Raw genomic sequence first — 18,138 nt, 5'->3', positions numbered from 1 at the left:
GGGGACGGCGGGTGCGGACAGCCGGGGCCGCGCGGCCGGCTTGTCTCAGACGGCCGGCACCGGGACGGCCACCGGCGCGGTCAGCGCCTCCAGCTGCTTGATCCGCCGCCGCACGACGTACAGCGGGATCACCCCGAACACGCCGAACGCCATGTCGATCACCGACCACCACAGGGGGATGCCGCGGATCGGCCCGCAGATCAGGGCGAGGGGGATGATGCCGGCGCAGGCGATCATCCCGAACTCCACGACCCAGATGTTGCGGACGGGGTCGCGGTAGGGCCCGTAGAAGGCGACCGCGATCACCAGGTGCGCGAAGGCCAGCCAGTCCGTGCCGTACAGGAGGAACGGATACTCGGCGTCCGCATGGTCGAGCCCCGCGCGCACCCGCCCGATCCAGTCCGTCAGGCCGGGCAGGTGATCGCCGACGGACAGCGCCCGCAACAGTTCCTCGGTCCAGCGCAGTTCATGGACCAGGGGAAAGGCGGTGGCGCCGCTGAGCACCAGACACACCACGAAGAAGACCAGCCACGCACGGATGCCCTTCAGCAGGGCGGCTCTGTCGCTCATGGGACGCACTCTACGCCTGATGTTGAACGTGTTCAAAAATTCTCTGACGCCGGAGGCCGGCCATCCGCAGGGCGTCATCCCGCTGCGAGCGGATAAGTTGGCGCGGTGGTGGTGGAACGGGGAGTGAAGCGTGCCGACGGGACCGGCGGTTCCTCGGTGACCGCGTACGGGCCGGCCTCGTCCGCGCGGCACGGGGGCGCGGCCGGGATCCGCTGGTGACGTTCCATCGAACCGGCGCCCACGGAGCCGCCTCGGTGGCGATCGGCGGTGACGCCCACGGCCCCGTCATGACCAGTCCCGTCTTCGGCTCCTCGGCCGTTCCCATGGCTGTCGCGCTGAAGGACACGCAGAAGGTCTTCAGCGACGTGGGCGTGGCGGAATTCACCGGCCGCGCCTGGCTGGTGGCGTACGTGGACGCCTTCCTGCGCGAGCGGACCTGCGGCTTCCTGTGGGTGGAAGCGGAGGCCGGACTGGGCAAGACCGCCTTGGCGGCCTGGCTGGTCCGGGAACGCGCCTACGTGTCGCACTTCGCCCGCCACACCCAAGGCGGCTCGGTCCGCGTGGGGTTGCGTAACGTGGCGGCACAACTGATCAGCCGGTACGGGCTGTCCGCGGAGTTCGCACCCGGCGGCATGCTGCCCGACTGGGTGTCGGAACCGGACGGATTCGACGCACTGCTCAGCCGGTCCGCCGAGCAGGCCCGCGCCGAGGACGGACGGTTGGTACTCGTGATGGACGGTGCCGACGAGGCGGAGGCCCCGGACGACGGCATGCCGTGGGGGCTGCCGTCGCTGCTCCCCGAGGGCGTCTTCGTCGTGGGCACCTACCGCACCGGCCGTCGGCCCTCCTACTCGGAGTCGCCCTCGCACGTCGTCCGCATCGACCGGGCCGACGCGCGCAACCAGACGGACGTCCGGCAGTACCTGGACCGGGCGTTGCGGACGGAGCCGGTGGCGGAACGGCTCGCAGCCGCCGGCACGAGCGCCGACGAGGTGGTGCCGCTCCTGATGGAACGGTCGGGCGGGGTGTGGGTCTACCTGCGCTACGTGCTCGCGGGTCTGCGCACGGGTCAGCAGCCGGTCGGCGAACTCGGTTCGCTGCCCGCCGACCTGTCGGGTTACTACGCGCGGCAGTTGACCGGCTGGCAGGGGACACCGGGCTGGGCCGGAACCGGGAGAGACGTACTTGCGACGCTGGTGGCCGCCCGTGAACCGCTCTCCTACAACTCGCTGTCCCGGCTCTCCGGAGCCGGTGACGACGAGGCGGTGCGGCGGTGGTGCGACGTGGTGATCCGCCCCTTTCTCACCGCGGACGACGGTCCCGGGGAGCGGCGGTACGAGCTGTACCACGCCACCGCGCGGAGCTTCTTCGGCGGTTCGCCTGAGGAGGTGCAGGACGACCGTCTCAAGGTGCTGGCCGCGGAACTCGGCGAGGGCGCCGCCCGGGCCCACCGGCGGATCGCGCAGCGCTATGTGACGGAGTTCGGCGGACTCGGCGGCGACGGCGGCGACAACGGTGGGATCAGCAAGGGCAGCGACAGCAACGGCCCTCCCCTGGCCCTGCTCGCCGCGGACCCGGCACTGGCCTCGGTCGACGGCGGATACGCGCTGCGCCACCTCGGTCATCACCTGGTCGAGGCGGGTTGGAGCACGCGTCTGAGCCGGCTGCTGGCCGCCGAGTCACCGCACGGGGACCGGCAGGCGCAGAACGTCTGGTTCACCACGCACGAGTACGCGGGGTCGCTGGACACCTTCCTCGACGACGTGGAACGCGCCCGGCAGGCTGCCGCGCGGCGGACCGACGAAGCCCTGGAGCGGCGCACCGCAGCACCGTCGCTGGTCGAGGAACTACGCTGCCGACTGATGACAGCGAGCGTCGCCGGCCATACCGACAGCGTCGGGCCGGAACTCCTCGGGCAGTTGGTCGGGCGAGGTGTGTGGACGGCCACGCGCGGCCTGGCCCACGCCCGCCGCCTGTCCGATCCGGGTGACCGCTTCAGGGCCCTGCTCACCCTTCAGCCCCACCTCGCCGACGACCGGCGGCCGGCGGTCTGTGAGGAGGCGCTGGAGGCGGTGCGGGTCTGCGACTACGTGTCCCTCAGCAGCCTGGAAGGCGACCACTACTTCTCCCCCGCGCAGGTGATTCCCCACCTGCCTGAGGGGCGTCGTGCCGCGGTCGCCGACGAGGCCGTGGCAGCCGCCCTGGCGTGCACGGCGGGGGACCTGCGCGGGCAGCTGCTGGCGGTGACCGCCGTACACGCACCGCCCGGCACGGCACGCGAGATCGCCCGGCGCGCGCTGGAGGAGCTGCTCTCGGAGCCCGACGACTGGTGCACGGGCGACAGTGTCAGTGCCCTGGTCTCGATCCTGCCGCTGCTGCCCGAGGGGGCAGGGAGCGGCGCGCTGGCCCGGGCGAAGGACGCACTCCTCTGCGGCGACCTCAGCCCGAACCGCACATCGGACTGGGCGGCCCTGCTGCCCCTGTTGACCCCGGCGGAGCGGACGGCGACGCTCGCCGCGGCCGTCGCCGATACCGATTCCCTGGAGTACGCCGAGGCCGGTGCGCGAGACTGCGCGCGTCTTCTGCCGGTGCTGCCCGCGGAACAGGGCGAGGCGTTCCTCGAGCGAACCCTCGCAGCCGCCCGCTCCGCCGCCGAGCCGGCGGAGCGGGCCGGCGCTCTGAGCAGGCTGCTGCCGCTCCTGGCGCCCAAGAACCGCACGGCGGCGGTCCGGGACATCCTCGCCACCGGTCCACGCCTGAACCAACACGTGCTGGCACGGCTCGCTCCCCATGTGACCGCTGCCCAACTGGAGGACGCGCTCCGAAAGGCCCTCTTCACCCCCTCCACCTCACGAGTGATCCACCTGGCGGCGCTGACGGACCGGCTTCCCGCGCACGATCGGGCCGTGTGGGCGGCGGAGACGGTGCGGGTCGCCGAACTGGTCGGCACTCCGACCGCACGGGCCACCGCGCGAACGGCCCTCCTGCCGACCCTGCCCGCCGCGCAGCGGGCGGCCGGCGCCCGCCAGGCGCTGGATCTGATGCGGACCGTCACGAGCGATCCTCGTACGCTGCGCCGGCGGCTCGTCCCCTGGCTCTCGGCCGACGACCGGCGGGCTGCCGCCGTCGAGTGGTTCTCCGATCCGGAACAGCTTCTCCTCGCCGACCAGTCGGTGCTGGCGCAGGTCGTCGCCCACCTCCCGCACAAGCTCCTGGTCGACGCGGTGCGGCACTGGCTCGAGGACGACGAATGGGTGGGGCTCGACGACCTGAGGGTGCTGGGCCCGCTTCTGCCGGACCACGTGCACGAGGAGGTCCTGGCGGCGCTCGCGGGCGCGGACGAGAGCACCAAGGTGCCCACCCTCTTCATCTCCCTGATTCCCCACCTTCCCGACAGGCTGGTCGGTGACGCGCTGGCGGCCGGACGGGCCCTCGACGACGCCGCGCTGCGCGCTCCCGCGCTGAGCGCGCTGGTCCCGCGCCTGCCGGACGGGCAGCGCGCGGTGGTCGCCCAGGAGGCCTTCGAGGCGGCACTCGCCTGCGCGTGGCAGCCCTGGCTGCCTGACGCCCTGCCGGGGCTGCGTGCCGGGTTCCCCGCAGGCCTGGCCGAGCGGGTGCAGGAGGCACTCACCGCGATCCGGGCCGTGGGCGACGCGTGGGAGCGGGCGGAGGCCTGCTGCGTCCTGCTGTCCGTGCTGCCCGCGCAGGAGCGCGCCCCCGTGGTGGCCGAGGCACTGGACTGCGTCTCCCAGGTCGAGGGGGACATGCGGGCGCAGAGGCTCGGGACCCTCGTGCCCTATTTGGACCACGAGTCCCTGGGCAGGGCGGTCGGCCTTGCTCCGGACGACGCCGGCCTGGCGACCGCGCTCCTCACCCGGTTCATGGACGAATACGGCTGCTCCCCACGGGAGTTCGTCGCCCTCGTACGCCGCCTCGTGTCCCGGACCTCGCAGGACAGGGCGCTGACCGTGCTCACCGACAACCTCTCCCGGCTGGTGTCGGTCGCCGGTGACGAGGCGCGGGCAGAGCTGACCCGGGCGGTGGACGACGTGCTGACCTGGTGGCCCTGAGGCACGCACGGGTACGGCCCCGGACGGCGGGAAACCGTCCGGGGCCGCATCACGTGAACGGGGTGACTAGGCGTCCAGCGACGTCATCACGTGCTTGATGCGCGTGTAGTCGTCGAAGCCGTACGCCGACAGGTCCTTGCCGTAGCCGGACTTCTTGAAGCCGCCGTGGGGCATCTCGGCGACCAGCGGGATGTGGGTGTTGATCCACACACAGCCGAAGTCGAGCTTCTTCGACATCCGCATGGCGCGGCCGTGGTCCTTGGTCCACACCGAGGAGGCGAGCGCGTACTCCACGCCGTTGGCCCACTCCACGGCCTGGTCCTCGTCGCGGAAGGACTGGACCGTGATGACCGGGCCGAAGACCTCGTTCTGCACGATCTCGTCGTCCTGCCTCAGGCCCGAGACGACGGTCGGCGCGTAGAAGTAGCCCTGGTCGCCGACCCGCTTGCCGCCGGCCTCCACGCGCGCGTGCGCGGGCAGGCGCTCGATGAAGCCCTCGACCTGCTTGAGCTGGTTGGGGTTGTTGAGCGGGCCGAACAGCACGTCCTCGTCGTCCGGCTGCCCGGTCTTCGTCTCGGACGCGGCCTTGGCCAGGGCGGAGACGAACTCGTCGTGGATGGACTCGTGGACGAGCACGCGCGTGGCGGCCGTGCAGTCCTGGCCGGCGTTGAAGTAGCCCGCGACGGAGATGTCCTCGACGGCCTTGGCGATGTCGGTGTCCTCGAAGACCACGACCGGCGCCTTGCCGCCCAGCTCCAGGTGGACGCGCTTGACGTCCTTGGAGGCGGACTCGGCGACCTGGATGCCGGCGCGCACCGAGCCGGTGATGGAGGCCATCGCCGGGACCGGGTGCTCGACCATCATGCGGCCGGTCTCGCGGTCGCCGCAGATGACGTTGAAGACGCCCTTGGGCAGGATGCCGCCGAGGATCTCCGCGATCAGGACGGTGGAGGCCGGGGTGGTGTCGGACGGCTTCAGCACGACCGTGTTGCCCGCCGCGATCGCCGGGGCGAACTTCCACACGGCCATCATCATCGGGTAGTTCCACGGCGCGACCTGCGCGCAGACGCCGACCGGCTCACGGCGGACGATGGAGGTGAGGCCCTCCATGTACTCGCCGGCCGAGCGGCCCTCCAGCATCCGCGCGGCACCCGCGAAGAAGCGGATCTGGTCGACCATCGGAGGGATCTCCTCGGAGCGGGTCAGCCCGACCGGCTTGCCCGTGTTCTCCACCTCGGCCGCGATCAGCTCCTCGGCACGCTCCTCGAAGGCGTCCGCGATCTTCAGCAGGGCCTTCTGGCGCTCGGCGGGCGTGGTGTCGCGCCAGCCGGGGAAGGCCTCGGCGGCCGCCGCCATCGCGGCGTCCACGTCCGCCTGCCCGGACAGCGGAGCGGTCGCGTACGCCTCGCCCGTCGCGGGATTGACCACCTCGGTGGTCCGTCCGTCGGCGGCGTCCCGGAACTCACCGCCGATGTAGTTGCGCAGACGACGCAGCTCGGTGCTCACTGCCGGCCCTCCAGTTCGGATGTCCATCACTTGAGACACCCACCCTAGTCGGCCAACCCACGTTTTCAACACCCCCGCTCCGCTCGTTCATGCGGAATCCGCAGTACTCGGGTACCGAAACAACGGATTTCATCGATCCAGGCTTGCGGAAGTGTCGAGACCTCGTGCACAGTGACCCCGTGGCCAGTCGAAGCGCAGACCAGAAGGGCTCGCGGGAGCACCGCGAGCCCTCCCGCGAGTCCAGGAACGGCAGCTCGCCCCAGCTGGACGCCGTGTCCCTCGCCATCATCGAGCAGCTGCAGGAGGACGGCCGCCGGCCGTACGCCGCCATCGGCAAGGCCGTCGGCCTGTCCGAGGCGGCCGTGCGCCAGCGCGTCCAGAAGCTGCTCGACCAGGGCGTGATGCAGATCGTCGCCGTCACGGACCCGCTCACCGTGGGCTTCCGCAGACAGGCGATGGTCGGTGTCAACGTCGAGGGCGACGTGGAGTCGGTCGCCGACGCGCTGACGGCCATGTCCGAGTGCGAGTACGTGGTGATGACCGCAGGCTCCTTCGACCTGATGGTGGAGATCGTCTGCGAGGACGACGACCACCTCCTGGACGTCATCAACAGACGCATCCGGGCCGTCCCCGGAGTGCGCTCCACCGAGAGCTTCGTCTACCTCAAGCTCAAGAAGCAGACCTACATGTGGGGAACCCGATAACCGTGAGGACCCGATAGCCGTGAGCAAGGACCTCTCCCAGTCCGCGTACGACCACCTGTGGATGCACTTCACGCGCATGTCGTCGTACGAGAAGGCCCCCGTCCCCACCATCGTCCGGGGCGAGGGCACGTACATCTACGACGACCAGGGCAAGCGCTACCTGGACGGCCTCGCCGGCCTCTTCGTGGTGCAGGCCGGGCACGGCCGCGTCGAGCTCGCCGAGACCGCCTTCAAGCAGGCGCAGGAGCTGGCGTTCTTCCCCGTGTGGTCGTACGCCCACCCCAAGGCCGTCGAGCTGGCCGAGCGCCTGGCCCACCACGCGCCGGGCGACCTGAACAAGGTCTTCTTCACCACCGGTGGCGGCGAGGCCGTCGAGACCGCCTGGAAGCTCGCCAAGCAGTACTTCAAGCTGGTCGGCAAGCCCACCAAGCACAAGGTCATATCCCGCGCGGTCGCCTACCACGGCACCCCGCAGGGCGCCCTGTCCATCACCGGCCTGCCGGGCCTGAAGGCACCCTTCGAGCCGCTGGTCCCGGGCGCGCACAAGGTCCCGAACACCAACATCTACCGCGCGCCGCTCTTCGGCGACGACCCGGAGGCCTTCGGCCGCTGGGCCGCCGACCAGATCGAGCAGCAGATCCTCTTCGAGGGCCCGGACACGGTCGCCGCGGTCTTCCTGGAGCCCGTGCAGAACGCGGGCGGCTGCTTCCCGCCCCCGCCCGGCTACTTCCAGCGGGTGCGCGAGATCTGCGACCGGCACGACGTGCTGCTCGTCTCGGACGAGGTCATCTGCGCCTTCGGCCGCCTGGGCACCTACTTCGCCTGCGACAAGTTCGACTACGTGCCGGACATGATCACCTGCGCCAAGGGCATGACCTCGGGCTACTCCCCGATCGGCGCCTGCATCATCTCCGACCGCCTGGCCGAGCCGTTCTACAAGGGCGACAACACCTTCCTGCACGGCTACACCTTCGGCGGCCACCCGGTCTCCGCGGCCGTGGGCCTGGCCAACCTCGACCTGTTCGAGCGCGAGAACCTCAACCAGCACGTCCTGGACAACGAGGGCAACTTCCGCTCGACCCTGGAGAAGCTCCACGACCTGCCGATCGTCGGCGACATCCGCGGCAACGGCTTCTTCTACGGCATCGAGCTCGTCAAGGACAAGGCCACCAAGGAGTCCTTCGACGCGGACGAGACCGAGCGCGTCCTGTACGGCTTCCTCTCCAAGAAGCTGTACGAGAACGGCCTGTACTGCCGGGCCGACGACCGCGGCGACCCGGTCGTGCAGCTCGCCCCGCCGCTGATCTCGGACCAGTCGACGTTCGACGAGATCGAGCAGATCCTGCGGGCCACCCTCTCGGAGGCGTGGACCAAGCTCTGACCGGCCGACGCTCCCCGCGTCGCTCCGATCGTCTGCCTGGATGATCAACACCGGCCCCGGTGCCGCCCGTTCGAGTGAGAAACGGCGGCCCGGGGCCGCGTGCTGTCCGGCGCCGAGCCGCCTTCTGCCTAGCGTGCCCAGTGACCGATCGGCCCTGCCTTCGTTCCCCCGCACGGGGGATGGCACGGGAACTACGGATCTGAACCGAGGTGTACGCCCATGGAGGCCCCGCCGGACAACGACGTGCTCTGGGCACGTGCCCTGCACTTCCAGCACGACGACGGCTCGCCCGCGCTCTGCGGTGTCTCGCTCGGCGTCCGCGAGGGCGAGATCCTCGCCGTCAGCGGCCCTCGCGGCAGCGGCAAGACGACCCTGATGCGGTGCCTGTCCGGCCTGGTGCCCGTGCGACGCGGCGAGGTCTGGTTCAACAGCGTGCCCGTGCACACCATGGGCCCGCTCACCCGCGAGCGGCTGCGCCGCGACCGCTTCGGCTGGATCGACCCGGCGCCCTCGCTGGTGCCGGAGCTCAACGCCTGGGAGAACACCGCCCTGCCGCTGATGCTGCGCGGCACCGGACGCCGCCGCGCCAAGACCGCGGCCCTGGAGTGGCTGGAGCGCCTCGACATCGGCGACGGCGCCCGCAAGCGCCCGCACCAGCTCGTGCAGGCCGAGCGCCAGCGGGTGTGCATCGCCCGGGCGCTCGCCACCGCCCCCTCGGTCCTGTTCGCCGACGAGCCCACGGCGCCCCTGCACCGCGCCGACCGCTCCCACGTGCTGCGCACCCTGACCACCGCGGCCCGCTCCCACGGCATCACCGTGGTCCTGGCCACCCACGACCCCGACACCGCGGCGCTCGCCGACCGCACGGTCTCCCTGCTCGACGGGCGGCGCGTGCAGACGGTGCACCTGCCGCCGGTCGCCGAGACCGCCGAGCCGGAAGGCCGGGCCGCGTGCTCGCTCTCCGTCTGACCCGCGGCGCCCACCCGGCCGTCCAGCTGCGCCGCCTCCTGGTCGCGGCGGCCTCGGCGGGCACGAGCTTTCTGGTGCTGTGCGCCCTGGGTCACGCCCTCGGGCATCCCGGCGCCACCGGCGAGTCCCTGACACGTCTGGCGTGGTGCGTGGCGCCCCTGGCCGCCACCGTCTACTTCGCCGTCTCCGTGGCGCGCACGGACCCCGCCACGAAACCCCGCCCCGGCCTCTCCGCGATCGGCCTCGGCCCCCTGCGCCTGATGGCCGTCTCGGCGGCGACGACGGCCCTGTCCTGCACCCTCGGCTCCATGCTGGCCCTGCTCGTCTTCCTGCATCTGCGGGGCGACCTGTCGGGCCTGCCCTTCGACGGGGCGGCCGCCGAGCCCCTCGCCTCGAACCGGCCCCTGCCGGTGGCGGGCACCCTGACGCTGCTGGCGATCGTCCCCGTCGCCGCGTCCGCGGCCGTGGCGCTGGCACTGCGGCCGCGGGAGGCGGCTCCGGCCAGGCCCCGGACGTCCCGGATGTACGGCCGCTTCGGCGCCTACCGCCGCGACAGCAAGCGGGAGACCTTCGGGGCGTACGGCCGGTTCGGACGGCAGATCGTGCGGTCCGCGCCCGGTCCCTCCGCCGACTCCGCGCCGCAGGGCGGCCCCCCGCAGGCCCGCACCGGCGAACCGGCCACGACGGCGACCGGCTCCGGCTCCGGCTCCGGCTCCGGCTCCGGCTCCGGGGGCACGGTGAGCGCGCTCGCCGACCCGGCGGCACGCGACGCGGTGAGCGCGGTCATCCCGTACGGCGACCCGTCCCGGCAGGCGGGAGAGACCGGCCCGCCGAGCACGGGGCACCCGGACGGCGCCCCGTCGGACCCGGCCGCCTCCGGCGAGGTCGCACCGGCCCGGCAGGCGGCTGCGCCCGACCCACGGGCCGCCCGCCCCGCACGGCAGCCGAAGGCGCCGCAGCCGACGGGCACCGGCCGCGCCGACGGGACCCCCGCCCAGCGGACCGCCCCGCACCCGGCCGCCGCGGTACGCGGCGCCGACGACCCCGCCGTCCTCGCGGAAGCCCTGCCGGACGCGCCCGTGAGCGGCGGCTCCCCGACCGCCGCCCCCACCGGCCTCCCCTGGGGCATCACCCTGCTCGCCGCCGGCCTGGCCGTGGAGACCTACACCAGCCGCACCGCCCCGGCCGCCCCGGACCTCACCTTCTCCGGCGCCTCCCCCGGCGTCCTGGCCGGCTGGGCCCTGGCCGCCGTCGGGCTCGCCCTGGCCGGACCAGGCCTGACGCACCTGTGCGGACGGCTGCTGCAGTCGGCAAGGCCCGGCGCCCTGCGGCTGCTGGCCGGACGCGTCCTCATGGCGGAGGCCGGCCGCATCGGCCGCCCCCTGGGCGTCGTCAGCGCGGTGCTGTCGGCCGCGTGGGCCATGGCGCTGCTGCACGCCCCCGACGGACTGTCCCTGGGCCCGCTCACCCTGCTCGGCGTGTTCCTGGTGACCGGCTGCACGGTCGGGACGCTGCTCACGGCCGCCGTCGAGGCCCGGCAGCTGCGCGCCGACACCACCGACGCGCTGCTGCGCCTCGGCGCCCCCGCGACGATGCTGCGCAGCGCCGCCGCCCTGCGCGCGGGCGCGCTGCTCGCCCTGTTCGGTCCGCTCACCCTCACGGTCGCCGAGCTGGCGGCCCTGCCGCTGGCCCGCTGAGAAAACTCGTACGAAGAAAATCTCCGAACGGCGATGAGTCCGGCGCCCGGGCCCGGTCTAATCCCACGTAACGACACGGACCCGTTGGGAGAGACCCCGCATGTACCAGCAGATGATCTTCGTGAACCTGTGCGTGAGCGACCTCGGCACCTCGAAGAAGTTCTTCACGGAACTGGGCTACTCGATCAACGAGCAGTTCAGCGACGACTCGACCGCCTCCGTCGTGATCAGCGAGACCATCGTCGTGATGGTGCACACGAAGGAGAAGTACGCCCAGTTCACGAAGAAGCAGATCGCGGACGCGACGAAGACCAGCGAGGTGCTGATCGCACTGAGCGCCGAGAGCCGCGAGAAGGTCGACGAACTCGTGGACAAGGCGGTCGCGGCGGGCGGTTCGGTCAGCGGCGAGACCCAGGACCACGGCTTCATGTACGGCCGCGCCTTCGACGACCCCGACGGCCACACCTTCGAGGTCGTGTGGATGGACCCGGCGGCCGTCGAGGGCTGAGGGCCGCTGTGCCAGCATGGGCGGGTGCAGACGATGCCCGCCCATGCGGCCCACCACGACGACCGTGAGATAGAGACCCTCGACGAGTTCGACGCGACGGTCTCGGCGCGCGGCACCCTCGCCGGCTACCGCGTCCAAGCCGTCGATCTGACGGACCGTACGCGCGAACTGCTCGCCACGGACACGGCCGGAGCGGTCTTCCTCGGCTGCGCCATGCGGGAGGACGCGGCCGCGAAGATCCGCGCCGACGGCGCCCTGGTCTTCCCGCCGGTCCCCGGCCTGCCCTTCGATCCGTACCGCGGCCTGGTCTACTCGCCGGACGAGCTGTTCGCTTCCCTGGCGGAGGGCTACGAGGCCACGCCCGACGCCCGCGCCTACGCCTGGTTCCAGCGCACGAAGGCGGACGGCGACATCCACGCGTCCATGCTGCGCGCGGTCCACGACGACTCGGTCTCGGACGCCCTCGACGAACTCCTCGCCGGCGCCCGGGTCGTGGGCGTGATGGGCGGCCACGCCATGGCCCGCGGCACCGAGGAGTACGCGGGCGCCGCGCGGCTCGGCCGGGAGCTGGCCCGGTCCGGGTTCACGGTCGCCACGGGCGGCGGCCCCGGCGCGATGGAGGCGGCCAACCTCGGGGCCTACGCCGCCCCCTTCGAGCCGGAGATGCTCACCGAGTCGCTCGAACTGCTCGCCAAGGCACCGCACTTCACCCCGTCGATCACCCAGTGGGCGACGGCCGCCTTCGAGGTCCGCACCCGCTGGCCCCGCGGCGGACCCTCCGTCGGCATCCCGACCTGGTTCTACGGCCACGAGCCGCCGAACGCCTTCGCCTCGCACATCGCCAAGTACTTCGCCAACGCCACCCGCGAGGACGGCCTGCTGGCCCGGTCGAACGCGGGCGTGGTGTTCCTGCCCGGCGCCGCCGGGACCGTACAGGAGATCTTCGACAACGCGACGCCCAACTACTACGAGTCCCGCGGCGAGCCGACGCCCATGGTGCTCGTGAACCGCGCGCACTGGACGGAGCGGCTGCCCGCGTGGCCGCTGCTGAAGTCGCTGGCCAGGGAACGGTCGATGGAGACGCGGATCGCGCTGGTGGACCGGATCGAGGAGGCGCCCGAGGCGTTGAAACGTCTGGGCGGTTAATAAGCTGGCAAAGCAAGTGCTTGCAAACGGCATATGCGTTGACACTACTTATGCGGCGCTTATAGACCTGTGAGCCTCCAGGTGGTGCTGATGCTCTGTCAACACCGCCGCCCACCCCCCGCATTACGCATCCTGTAAAGGACAAACGTGGCAGTTCTGTCCGTATCCCGCCGTACGGCCTCGCGCCGTACTGTCGCTCGTTCCCTGCGCGTCCTCGGGGTCGTCTCGGCCTCGGCCGCGCTCGCGCTCGGTGCCTCCGGCAACGCGCTCGCCTGCAACATCAACGAGTTCTCCGCCGAGGCGAAGTGCGACGGTGACAAGGGCGTCATCACCGTCACCGACGTGGACCCCGCCGGTGTGCCGGCCACGGTCACCGTGTACCTGCAGAACAACGGCGCCGACGCCAAGAAGGTCGGCGAGCAGGTCGTCAAGGGCTCGCGCGAGGGCACCACCATCACCTTCGCCGAGGAGTGGAAGCCGAACGCGGAGTACCGCATCCACGTGAAGGCCACTCCGTACGTCGACGAGGACATCAAGCCGAACCTCGTCACCCCGGCCACGGCCTGCAAGAAGGAGGAGGAGCCCCCGGCTTCGACCCCGCCGGCCACGCCGACCCCGTCGGCCTCCCCGTCGAAGCCGGCCGAGGAGCCCGGGACGCCGGCTCCCGAGCCGTCGGAGAGCGAGAGCACCACGCCCGCGGGCAACGTGCCCGCTCCGGCCGGTGACTCGAACCTCGCCGAGACCGGTGCCGACTCCAACACCGGCGTCATCGCCGGCATCGCGGCGGCCTTGGTCGTCGCCGGTGGCGGTGCCGTGTTCTTCGGCATGCGCCGCCGTGGGGCGAAGAGCGACAGCTGACGCCTCCGGACAACCGGACGTGGCCCGTCCCCGCGGTGCGGGGGCGGGCCACGTCCCGTGTCGGCCGAACCGCACGGCACCGGGTCTCACGCCTCAGCCGAACGTCGCCCGCTCCAGCCAGAACTCCAGCAGCTTCCGCTCGCCCAGCACCTCCACCTCGGGTGCGTCCAGGGGCAGCCGGCGGTAGAACGCGAGCAGCACGGAGGTGAGCGGTCCGCGCAGCGCGACCGTGGCCTTCTCGTGGCCCCGGCGCCAGGAGACACCGTCCTCGGTCAGTTCGACGAGCCATTCCGCTTCCAGCCTCGGCCCGGTGTCGGTGGCGTGCAGATGGATGCTGCCGCCCCGGCCGCGCAGCTCGCCCACCACGTCGCCCGGCTCGGTGCGCTGCACGTACTCCACGATCTGCAGCCACTCGTCGATCGCGTCGGCGGCCACCTCGGGGGCGACCGTGTAGGGCAGCCCGGCGGCGAGGGCGGCGTCCGCCCGGTGCACGGTGATCTCGTGCGTCACCCGGCGGGCCCAGAACCCGGAGTTCGGGACCCCCGCCCAGCTCCACACCCCGGTGTCCGGCCCGGCCTCCCGCAGGGCCGCGACGACCTGCTCGCCGCTCCGTGCCAGCCAGGCGTCCAGGGCGGCGGCGTCACCCCGGGCCTCCGGTCCGGCGAAGCCCGGCACCCGCTCCTCGGGCACTTCCTCCCGGGCCCGGGTCCGCACGATGACCTCCACCCAGCGCAGGGCCCCGCCCAGATGCCGGACCAGGTCCTCCAGCGACCAGTCCGGGCAGGTCGGCACGGTCCCGGACAGCTCGGCGCCGGAGGTCACCACCGACCTGAACAGGCCTACCTGATGGGCGATTTCGTCACAGTAGCGGTCGTGCGCGAGCCGAGTCATGCCCGCACCCTAGGCCGACGCCCATCAGTCGAGCACCACGATTTCGGCCGCGTCGAACTCCACCCCGACCTCGTCCCCCACCTCGGGCGCCGCCCGCAGCGCACACGCCGCCTCCAGGCGCGGGGCGCCCACGGGCTGGAGGTGGACGGCGACATGGGTGCCCCGGAAGGTGCGCGCGGCCACCGTGCAGCGCAGACCGGCGCCGGCGGGCACCAGGCGCACCCCCGCGGGCCGCACGAGCAGCGTCCGGGTGCCCTGCGGCGCGTCCCCGGGCACCGGCACCTTGCCCCAGGGCGTGTCCGCCGCCTCCGTGCCGACGGTCGCCTCGACGACGTTCTCGAAGCCGAGGAAGCGGGCCACGAACGCGTCGGCGGGCCGCTGCCACACCTCAAGGGGCGTGCCGGACTGCGCGATCCGCCCGTCCCGCATCACCACGACCCGGTCGGCGAGCGCGAAGGCCTCGCCCTGGTCGTGCGTCACGGCGAGCACGGTCGTGCCCAAGCGGCCGAACAGCTCCTTCAGTTCGACGACCAGCCGCTCCCGCAGCGACCGGTCGAGCTGGCCCAGCGGTTCGTCCAGCATCAGCAGCCTGGGGCTGGGCGCCAGGGCCCGGGCCAGCGCGACCCGCTGCTGCTCTCCGCCGGACAGCGCGGCGACGGCCCGCTGCCCGGCGCCCGGCAGCCCCACCAGATCCAGCAACTCCCGTACGCGCTCGGTCTGGTGGCGCTTCGACGCCCCGTGCATGCGCAGGCCGAAGGCCACGTTGCCGCCCACGTCCCGCTGCGGGAACAGCTGGTGGTCCTGGAACATCAGCCCGACGCCCCGCCGGTGCGCGGGCACGCCCGCCTGGTCCCGGCCGTCGAGCCGGACCCGCCCGGAGTCGAGCGGCTGCAGCCCGGCCACGGCCCGCAGCAGGGTCGACTTGCCGCTGCCGCTCGGCCCCAGCACGCACACGATCTCGTGCTCGGCGACCTCCAGGTCGACGGCGTCCAGCACGGCCCGCCCGCCGAAACGGACCGTCGCGCCCTCCAGGCTCAGCAGCATCTAGAACTCCCCGGTCCGGTCCGTCCGCAGCCTCTCCAGCACCAGCAGGGCCACCGCGCACACCACCATCAGAATCGTCGACAGGGCCATCGCCTGCCCGTAGTTGAGCTCCCCGGGCCGCCCCAGCAGCCGGGCCACGGCCACCGGCAGCGTCGGGTTGTCGGGCCGCGCGATGAACACCGTCGCCCCGAACTCCCCCAGCGACACCGCGAAGGCGAACCCGGCCGCGATCAGCAGCGCGCGCCGCACCAGCGGCAGATCCACCTCGCGCCACACGCGCCAGGGCGAGGCCCCGAGCACCGCGGCCGCCTCCCGCAGCCGGGTGTCCACGGCCCGCAGCACCGGCAGCATGGTCCGCACCACGAACGGCACCCCGACCAGCGCCTGCGCGAGCGGCACCAGGATCCACGAGGACCGCAGGTCCAGCGGCGGCTCGTCCAGGGCGATCAGGAACCCGAACCCGACGGTCACCGCGGACACCCCGAGCGGCAGCATCAGCAGCGCGTCGAAGCCGCGCACGAACCGCCCGGCGTCCCGGCGCGTGAGCGCGACGGCGGCCAGACCGCCGATGACCACGGCGATGAGCGTGGCGGCGACGGCGTACGACAGGGAGTTGCCGACCGCCTCGATCGGCGGGACCAGGAACACGCCCCCGTCCTCGCGCGTCAGCGCCCGGTAGTAGCCGAGGTCCGGCGCGTCCAGGGAGCGCTGCACCAGCACGGCGAGCGGCAGCAGAAGCAGGAGCAGGAGGGTGACGAGGACCCCGCCCAGCAGGGCCCACTGCCCGGCGCCGCGCGGCCTGCGCGCGGTCACGGCCGGGTCCACGAGCCGCAGCGCGGTCTCCCGCCGCCGTACCGTCCAGGCGTGCAGGGCGAGGATCGCGCCCACCGCGGCGAACTGGATCAACGTCAGCACGGCCGCCGTGGACAGGTCGAAGATCTCCGAGGTCTGCCGGTAGATCTCCACCTCCAGGGTGGAGAAGGTGGGCCCGCCGAGGATCTGGACGACGCCGAAGGAGGTGAAGGTGAACAGGAAGACCATGAGCGCGGCGGCGGCCACGGCCGGGGCGAGGGCCGGCAGGGTGACCTGCCGCCAGGCCCGGGCACGGGACGCGCCGAGCATCCGCGCGGCCTCCTCCTGCCTCGGGTCCAGCTGCGCCCACAGCCCGCCGACCGTCCGCACCACGACCGCGTAGTTGAAGAAGACGTGCGCGAGCAGGATCGCCCACACGGTGGTGTCGAGCCGGACGCCCCACAGCTCGTCGAGCAGACCCCCGCGCCCGAGGAGCGCCAGGAACGCCGTACCGACCACCACCGTGGGCAGGACGAACGGCACGGTGACGACCGCCCGCAGCACCTGTTTGCCCGGGAAGGCGAAGCGCGCGAAGACGTACGCGCCGGGGAGGGCGATCAGCAGGGTGAGCGCGGTGGAGACGAGCGCCTGCCAGGTGGTGAACCACAGCACGTGCCGCACGTCGGACTGCGCCAGCACCTCCCCGATCCGCCCGGGGTGCCAGACCCCGTCGGCCTTCAGACCGCGCGCCACGATCGCGGAGACCGGGTAGGCGAAGAAGACCGCGAAGAACGCGACGGGCACGGCCAGCAGACCGAGCCGCGCCGCCGCGCCCCGCGTCCGGCCGCTCACTTGAGGACGAGCGAGGTCCACGACTTGACCCACGGGTCACGACGCTCGGCGATCTTCGCCGGGTCCATGGTCTCCGGGGCCTTCGCCTGCGGCCCGTACTTCCCGAACTCCGGCGGCACCTGGGCGTCCTCCGTCACCGGGTAGACGAACATGTTGAGCGGCATGTCCTCCTGGAACCGCTTGCCGACCAGGAAGTCGAGCAGGGCCTTGCCGCCCTCGGCGTTCCGGGCGTTGCTCAGCAGCCCGGCGTACTCGACCTGCCGGAAGCAGGTGCCCTCGGCCACCCCGGTCGGGGCGGTGCTCGGCCTCGGGTCGGCGAAGACGACCTCGGCGGGCGGCGAGGAGGCGTACGACACGACGAGCGGCCGGTCGCCCTTGGCCTTCTTCCCGCCGGCCGAGCCGGAGAACTCCTCGTTGTAGGCCTGCTCCCAGCCGTCGACGACCTTCACGCCGTTGGCCTTGAGCTTCAGCCAGTAGCCCTCCCAGCCGTCGTCCCCGTACTTCGCGGCGGTGCCGAGCAGGAAGCCCAGACCCGGCGAGGACGAGGAGGCGTTCTCGGTGACCAGCAGGTTCTTGTACGCCGGCTTGACCAGGTCGTCGAAGCTGCGCGGCGGCTCCAGGTCACGGTCGGCGAAGTACTTCTTGTCGTAGTTGACGCAGATGTCGCCGGTGTCGACGGGCGTGACGCGGTGCCGCTTCTCATCGACCCGGTACTCGGGCTTGATCCGCTCCGATCCCTTCGCCTCGTACGGCTGGAACAGACCGTTGTCGAGGGCGCGGGACAGCAGGGTGTTGTCGACGCCGAAGAAGACGTCGCCCTGCGGGTTGTCCTTGGTGAGGATGGCCTTGTTGACGGCCTGCCCGGCGTCGCCGTCCTTCAGGACGCGGACCTTGTAGCCGGATTGCTTCTCGAAGGCGGCGATCACGTCCTTGGACGCGGCCCACGAGTCGTGGCTGACGAGGGTCACCGTCTTGGAGTCGCCGGACCCCTGACCGCCGTCGGACGACCCGCACGCGGCGAGCGTGCCGGCCATGCCCAGCCCGACGACCGCCGCCGTCAGGCGCTTCGCGTTGATGCCCACTGAATTCCTCCTGGGGTGACCAGGAGAAGACGCGGCCCCGCCCGGGACTTCCGAGGTCCCGGGCAGGG

14 protein-coding genes are annotated in these 18,138 nt (G+C 72.3%); 8 read left to right on the top strand and 6 right to left on the bottom strand.

Annotated features, from left to right (window positions below):
- Positions 1-45: 45 nt before the first annotated feature.
- Complete coding sequence (locus ACIGAQ_RS35845; protein ID WP_399790448.1) at positions 46-570, bottom strand: hypothetical protein; 525 nt, start codon at positions 568-570, stop codon at positions 46-48.
- A 215-nt stretch (positions 571-785) separates the two neighbouring features.
- Here ACIGAQ_RS35845 and ACIGAQ_RS35840 point away from each other — a divergent pair, with 215 nt between their 5' ends.
- On the top strand, positions 786-4,640 hold the full coding sequence (locus ACIGAQ_RS35840; protein WP_399790445.1) for a hypothetical protein: 3,855 nt from the start codon (positions 786-788) through the stop codon (positions 4,638-4,640).
- A 66-nt stretch (positions 4,641-4,706) separates the two neighbouring features.
- Here the strand turns inward: ACIGAQ_RS35840 and ACIGAQ_RS35835 are convergent, their stop codons facing one another.
- The gene (locus tag ACIGAQ_RS35835; protein WP_311685289.1) at positions 4,707-6,146 is read right to left on the bottom strand and encodes a gamma-aminobutyraldehyde dehydrogenase; all 1,440 of its coding nucleotides are present in this window, start codon (positions 6,144-6,146) and stop codon (positions 4,707-4,709) included.
- Between the two features lie 164 nt (positions 6,147-6,310).
- Here ACIGAQ_RS35835 and ACIGAQ_RS35830 point away from each other — a divergent pair, with 164 nt between their 5' ends.
- The 7 genes from ACIGAQ_RS35830 (at position 6,311) to ACIGAQ_RS35800 (ending at position 13,409) form a co-directional block, all read left to right on the top strand.
- Positions 6,311-6,850, top strand: a complete 540-nt coding sequence (locus tag ACIGAQ_RS35830; RefSeq protein WP_311685290.1) for an Lrp/AsnC family transcriptional regulator — start codon at positions 6,311-6,313, stop codon at positions 6,848-6,850.
- A gap of 19 nt (positions 6,851-6,869) precedes the next feature.
- Positions 6,870-8,231 (top strand): aspartate aminotransferase family protein, encoded by a 1,362-nt coding sequence (locus tag ACIGAQ_RS35825; RefSeq protein WP_399790440.1) that lies wholly within the window; start codon positions 6,870-6,872, stop codon positions 8,229-8,231.
- Between the two features lie 219 nt (positions 8,232-8,450).
- The gene (locus ACIGAQ_RS35820) at positions 8,451-9,200 is read left to right on the top strand and encodes an ABC transporter ATP-binding protein (protein ID WP_399790437.1); all 750 of its coding nucleotides are present in this window, start codon (positions 8,451-8,453) and stop codon (positions 9,198-9,200) included.
- On the top strand, positions 9,182-10,897 hold the full coding sequence (locus ACIGAQ_RS35815; RefSeq protein ID WP_399790434.1) for a hypothetical protein: 1,716 nt from the start codon (positions 9,182-9,184) through the stop codon (positions 10,895-10,897). Before ACIGAQ_RS35820 ends, ACIGAQ_RS35815 begins: the two co-directional genes overlap by 19 nt.
- Positions 10,898-10,997: 100 nt before the next feature.
- Positions 10,998-11,405: a VOC family protein gene (locus tag ACIGAQ_RS35810; RefSeq protein WP_311685295.1), complete on the top strand. Its 408-nt coding sequence runs from the start codon at positions 10,998-11,000 to the stop codon at positions 11,403-11,405.
- Positions 11,406-11,429: 24 nt separating this feature from the next.
- Positions 11,430-12,551 carry an LOG family protein gene (locus ACIGAQ_RS35805; protein WP_399790431.1) on the top strand — a complete coding sequence of 374 codons (1,122 nt, stop codon included), beginning with the start codon at positions 11,430-11,432 and terminating at the stop codon, positions 12,549-12,551.
- A gap of 147 nt (positions 12,552-12,698) precedes the next feature.
- Entirely contained in the window at positions 12,699-13,409 is a 711-nt protein-coding gene (locus tag ACIGAQ_RS35800) for an LAETG motif-containing sortase-dependent surface protein (RefSeq protein ID WP_311685299.1), read from the top strand.
- 93 nt (positions 13,410-13,502) lie between these two features.
- Here the strand turns inward: ACIGAQ_RS35800 and ACIGAQ_RS35795 are convergent, their stop codons facing one another.
- The 4 genes from ACIGAQ_RS35795 to ACIGAQ_RS35780 are packed head-to-tail and all read right to left on the bottom strand — an operon-like array spanning position 13,503 to position 18,022.
- The gene (locus tag ACIGAQ_RS35795) at positions 13,503-14,300 is read right to left on the bottom strand and encodes a maleylpyruvate isomerase family mycothiol-dependent enzyme (protein ID WP_399790427.1); all 798 of its coding nucleotides are present in this window, start codon (positions 14,298-14,300) and stop codon (positions 13,503-13,505) included.
- Positions 14,301-14,324: 24 nt separating this feature from the next.
- Positions 14,325-15,344 (bottom strand): ABC transporter ATP-binding protein, encoded by a 1,020-nt coding sequence (locus ACIGAQ_RS35790; RefSeq protein WP_399790425.1) that lies wholly within the window; start codon positions 15,342-15,344, stop codon positions 14,325-14,327.
- Entirely contained in the window at positions 15,345-17,009 is a 1,665-nt protein-coding gene (locus tag ACIGAQ_RS35785) for an ABC transporter permease (RefSeq protein ID WP_399790422.1), read from the bottom strand.
- Positions 16,985-18,022: a thiamine ABC transporter substrate binding subunit gene (locus ACIGAQ_RS35780; protein ID WP_399790584.1), complete on the bottom strand. Its 1,038-nt coding sequence runs from the start codon at positions 18,020-18,022 to the stop codon at positions 16,985-16,987. Before ACIGAQ_RS35780 ends, ACIGAQ_RS35785 begins: the two co-directional genes overlap by 25 nt.
- Between the last annotated feature and the right edge of the window lie 116 nt (positions 18,023-18,138).

Source organism: Streptomyces sp. NPDC085932 (genome assembly GCF_044540525.1).
Classification (GTDB): domain Bacteria; phylum Actinomycetota; class Actinomycetes; order Streptomycetales; family Streptomycetaceae; genus Streptomyces; species Streptomyces levis.
Note: the sequence above shows the minus strand (reverse complement) of the source record. Positions and strands in the feature narration are given on the sequence as shown.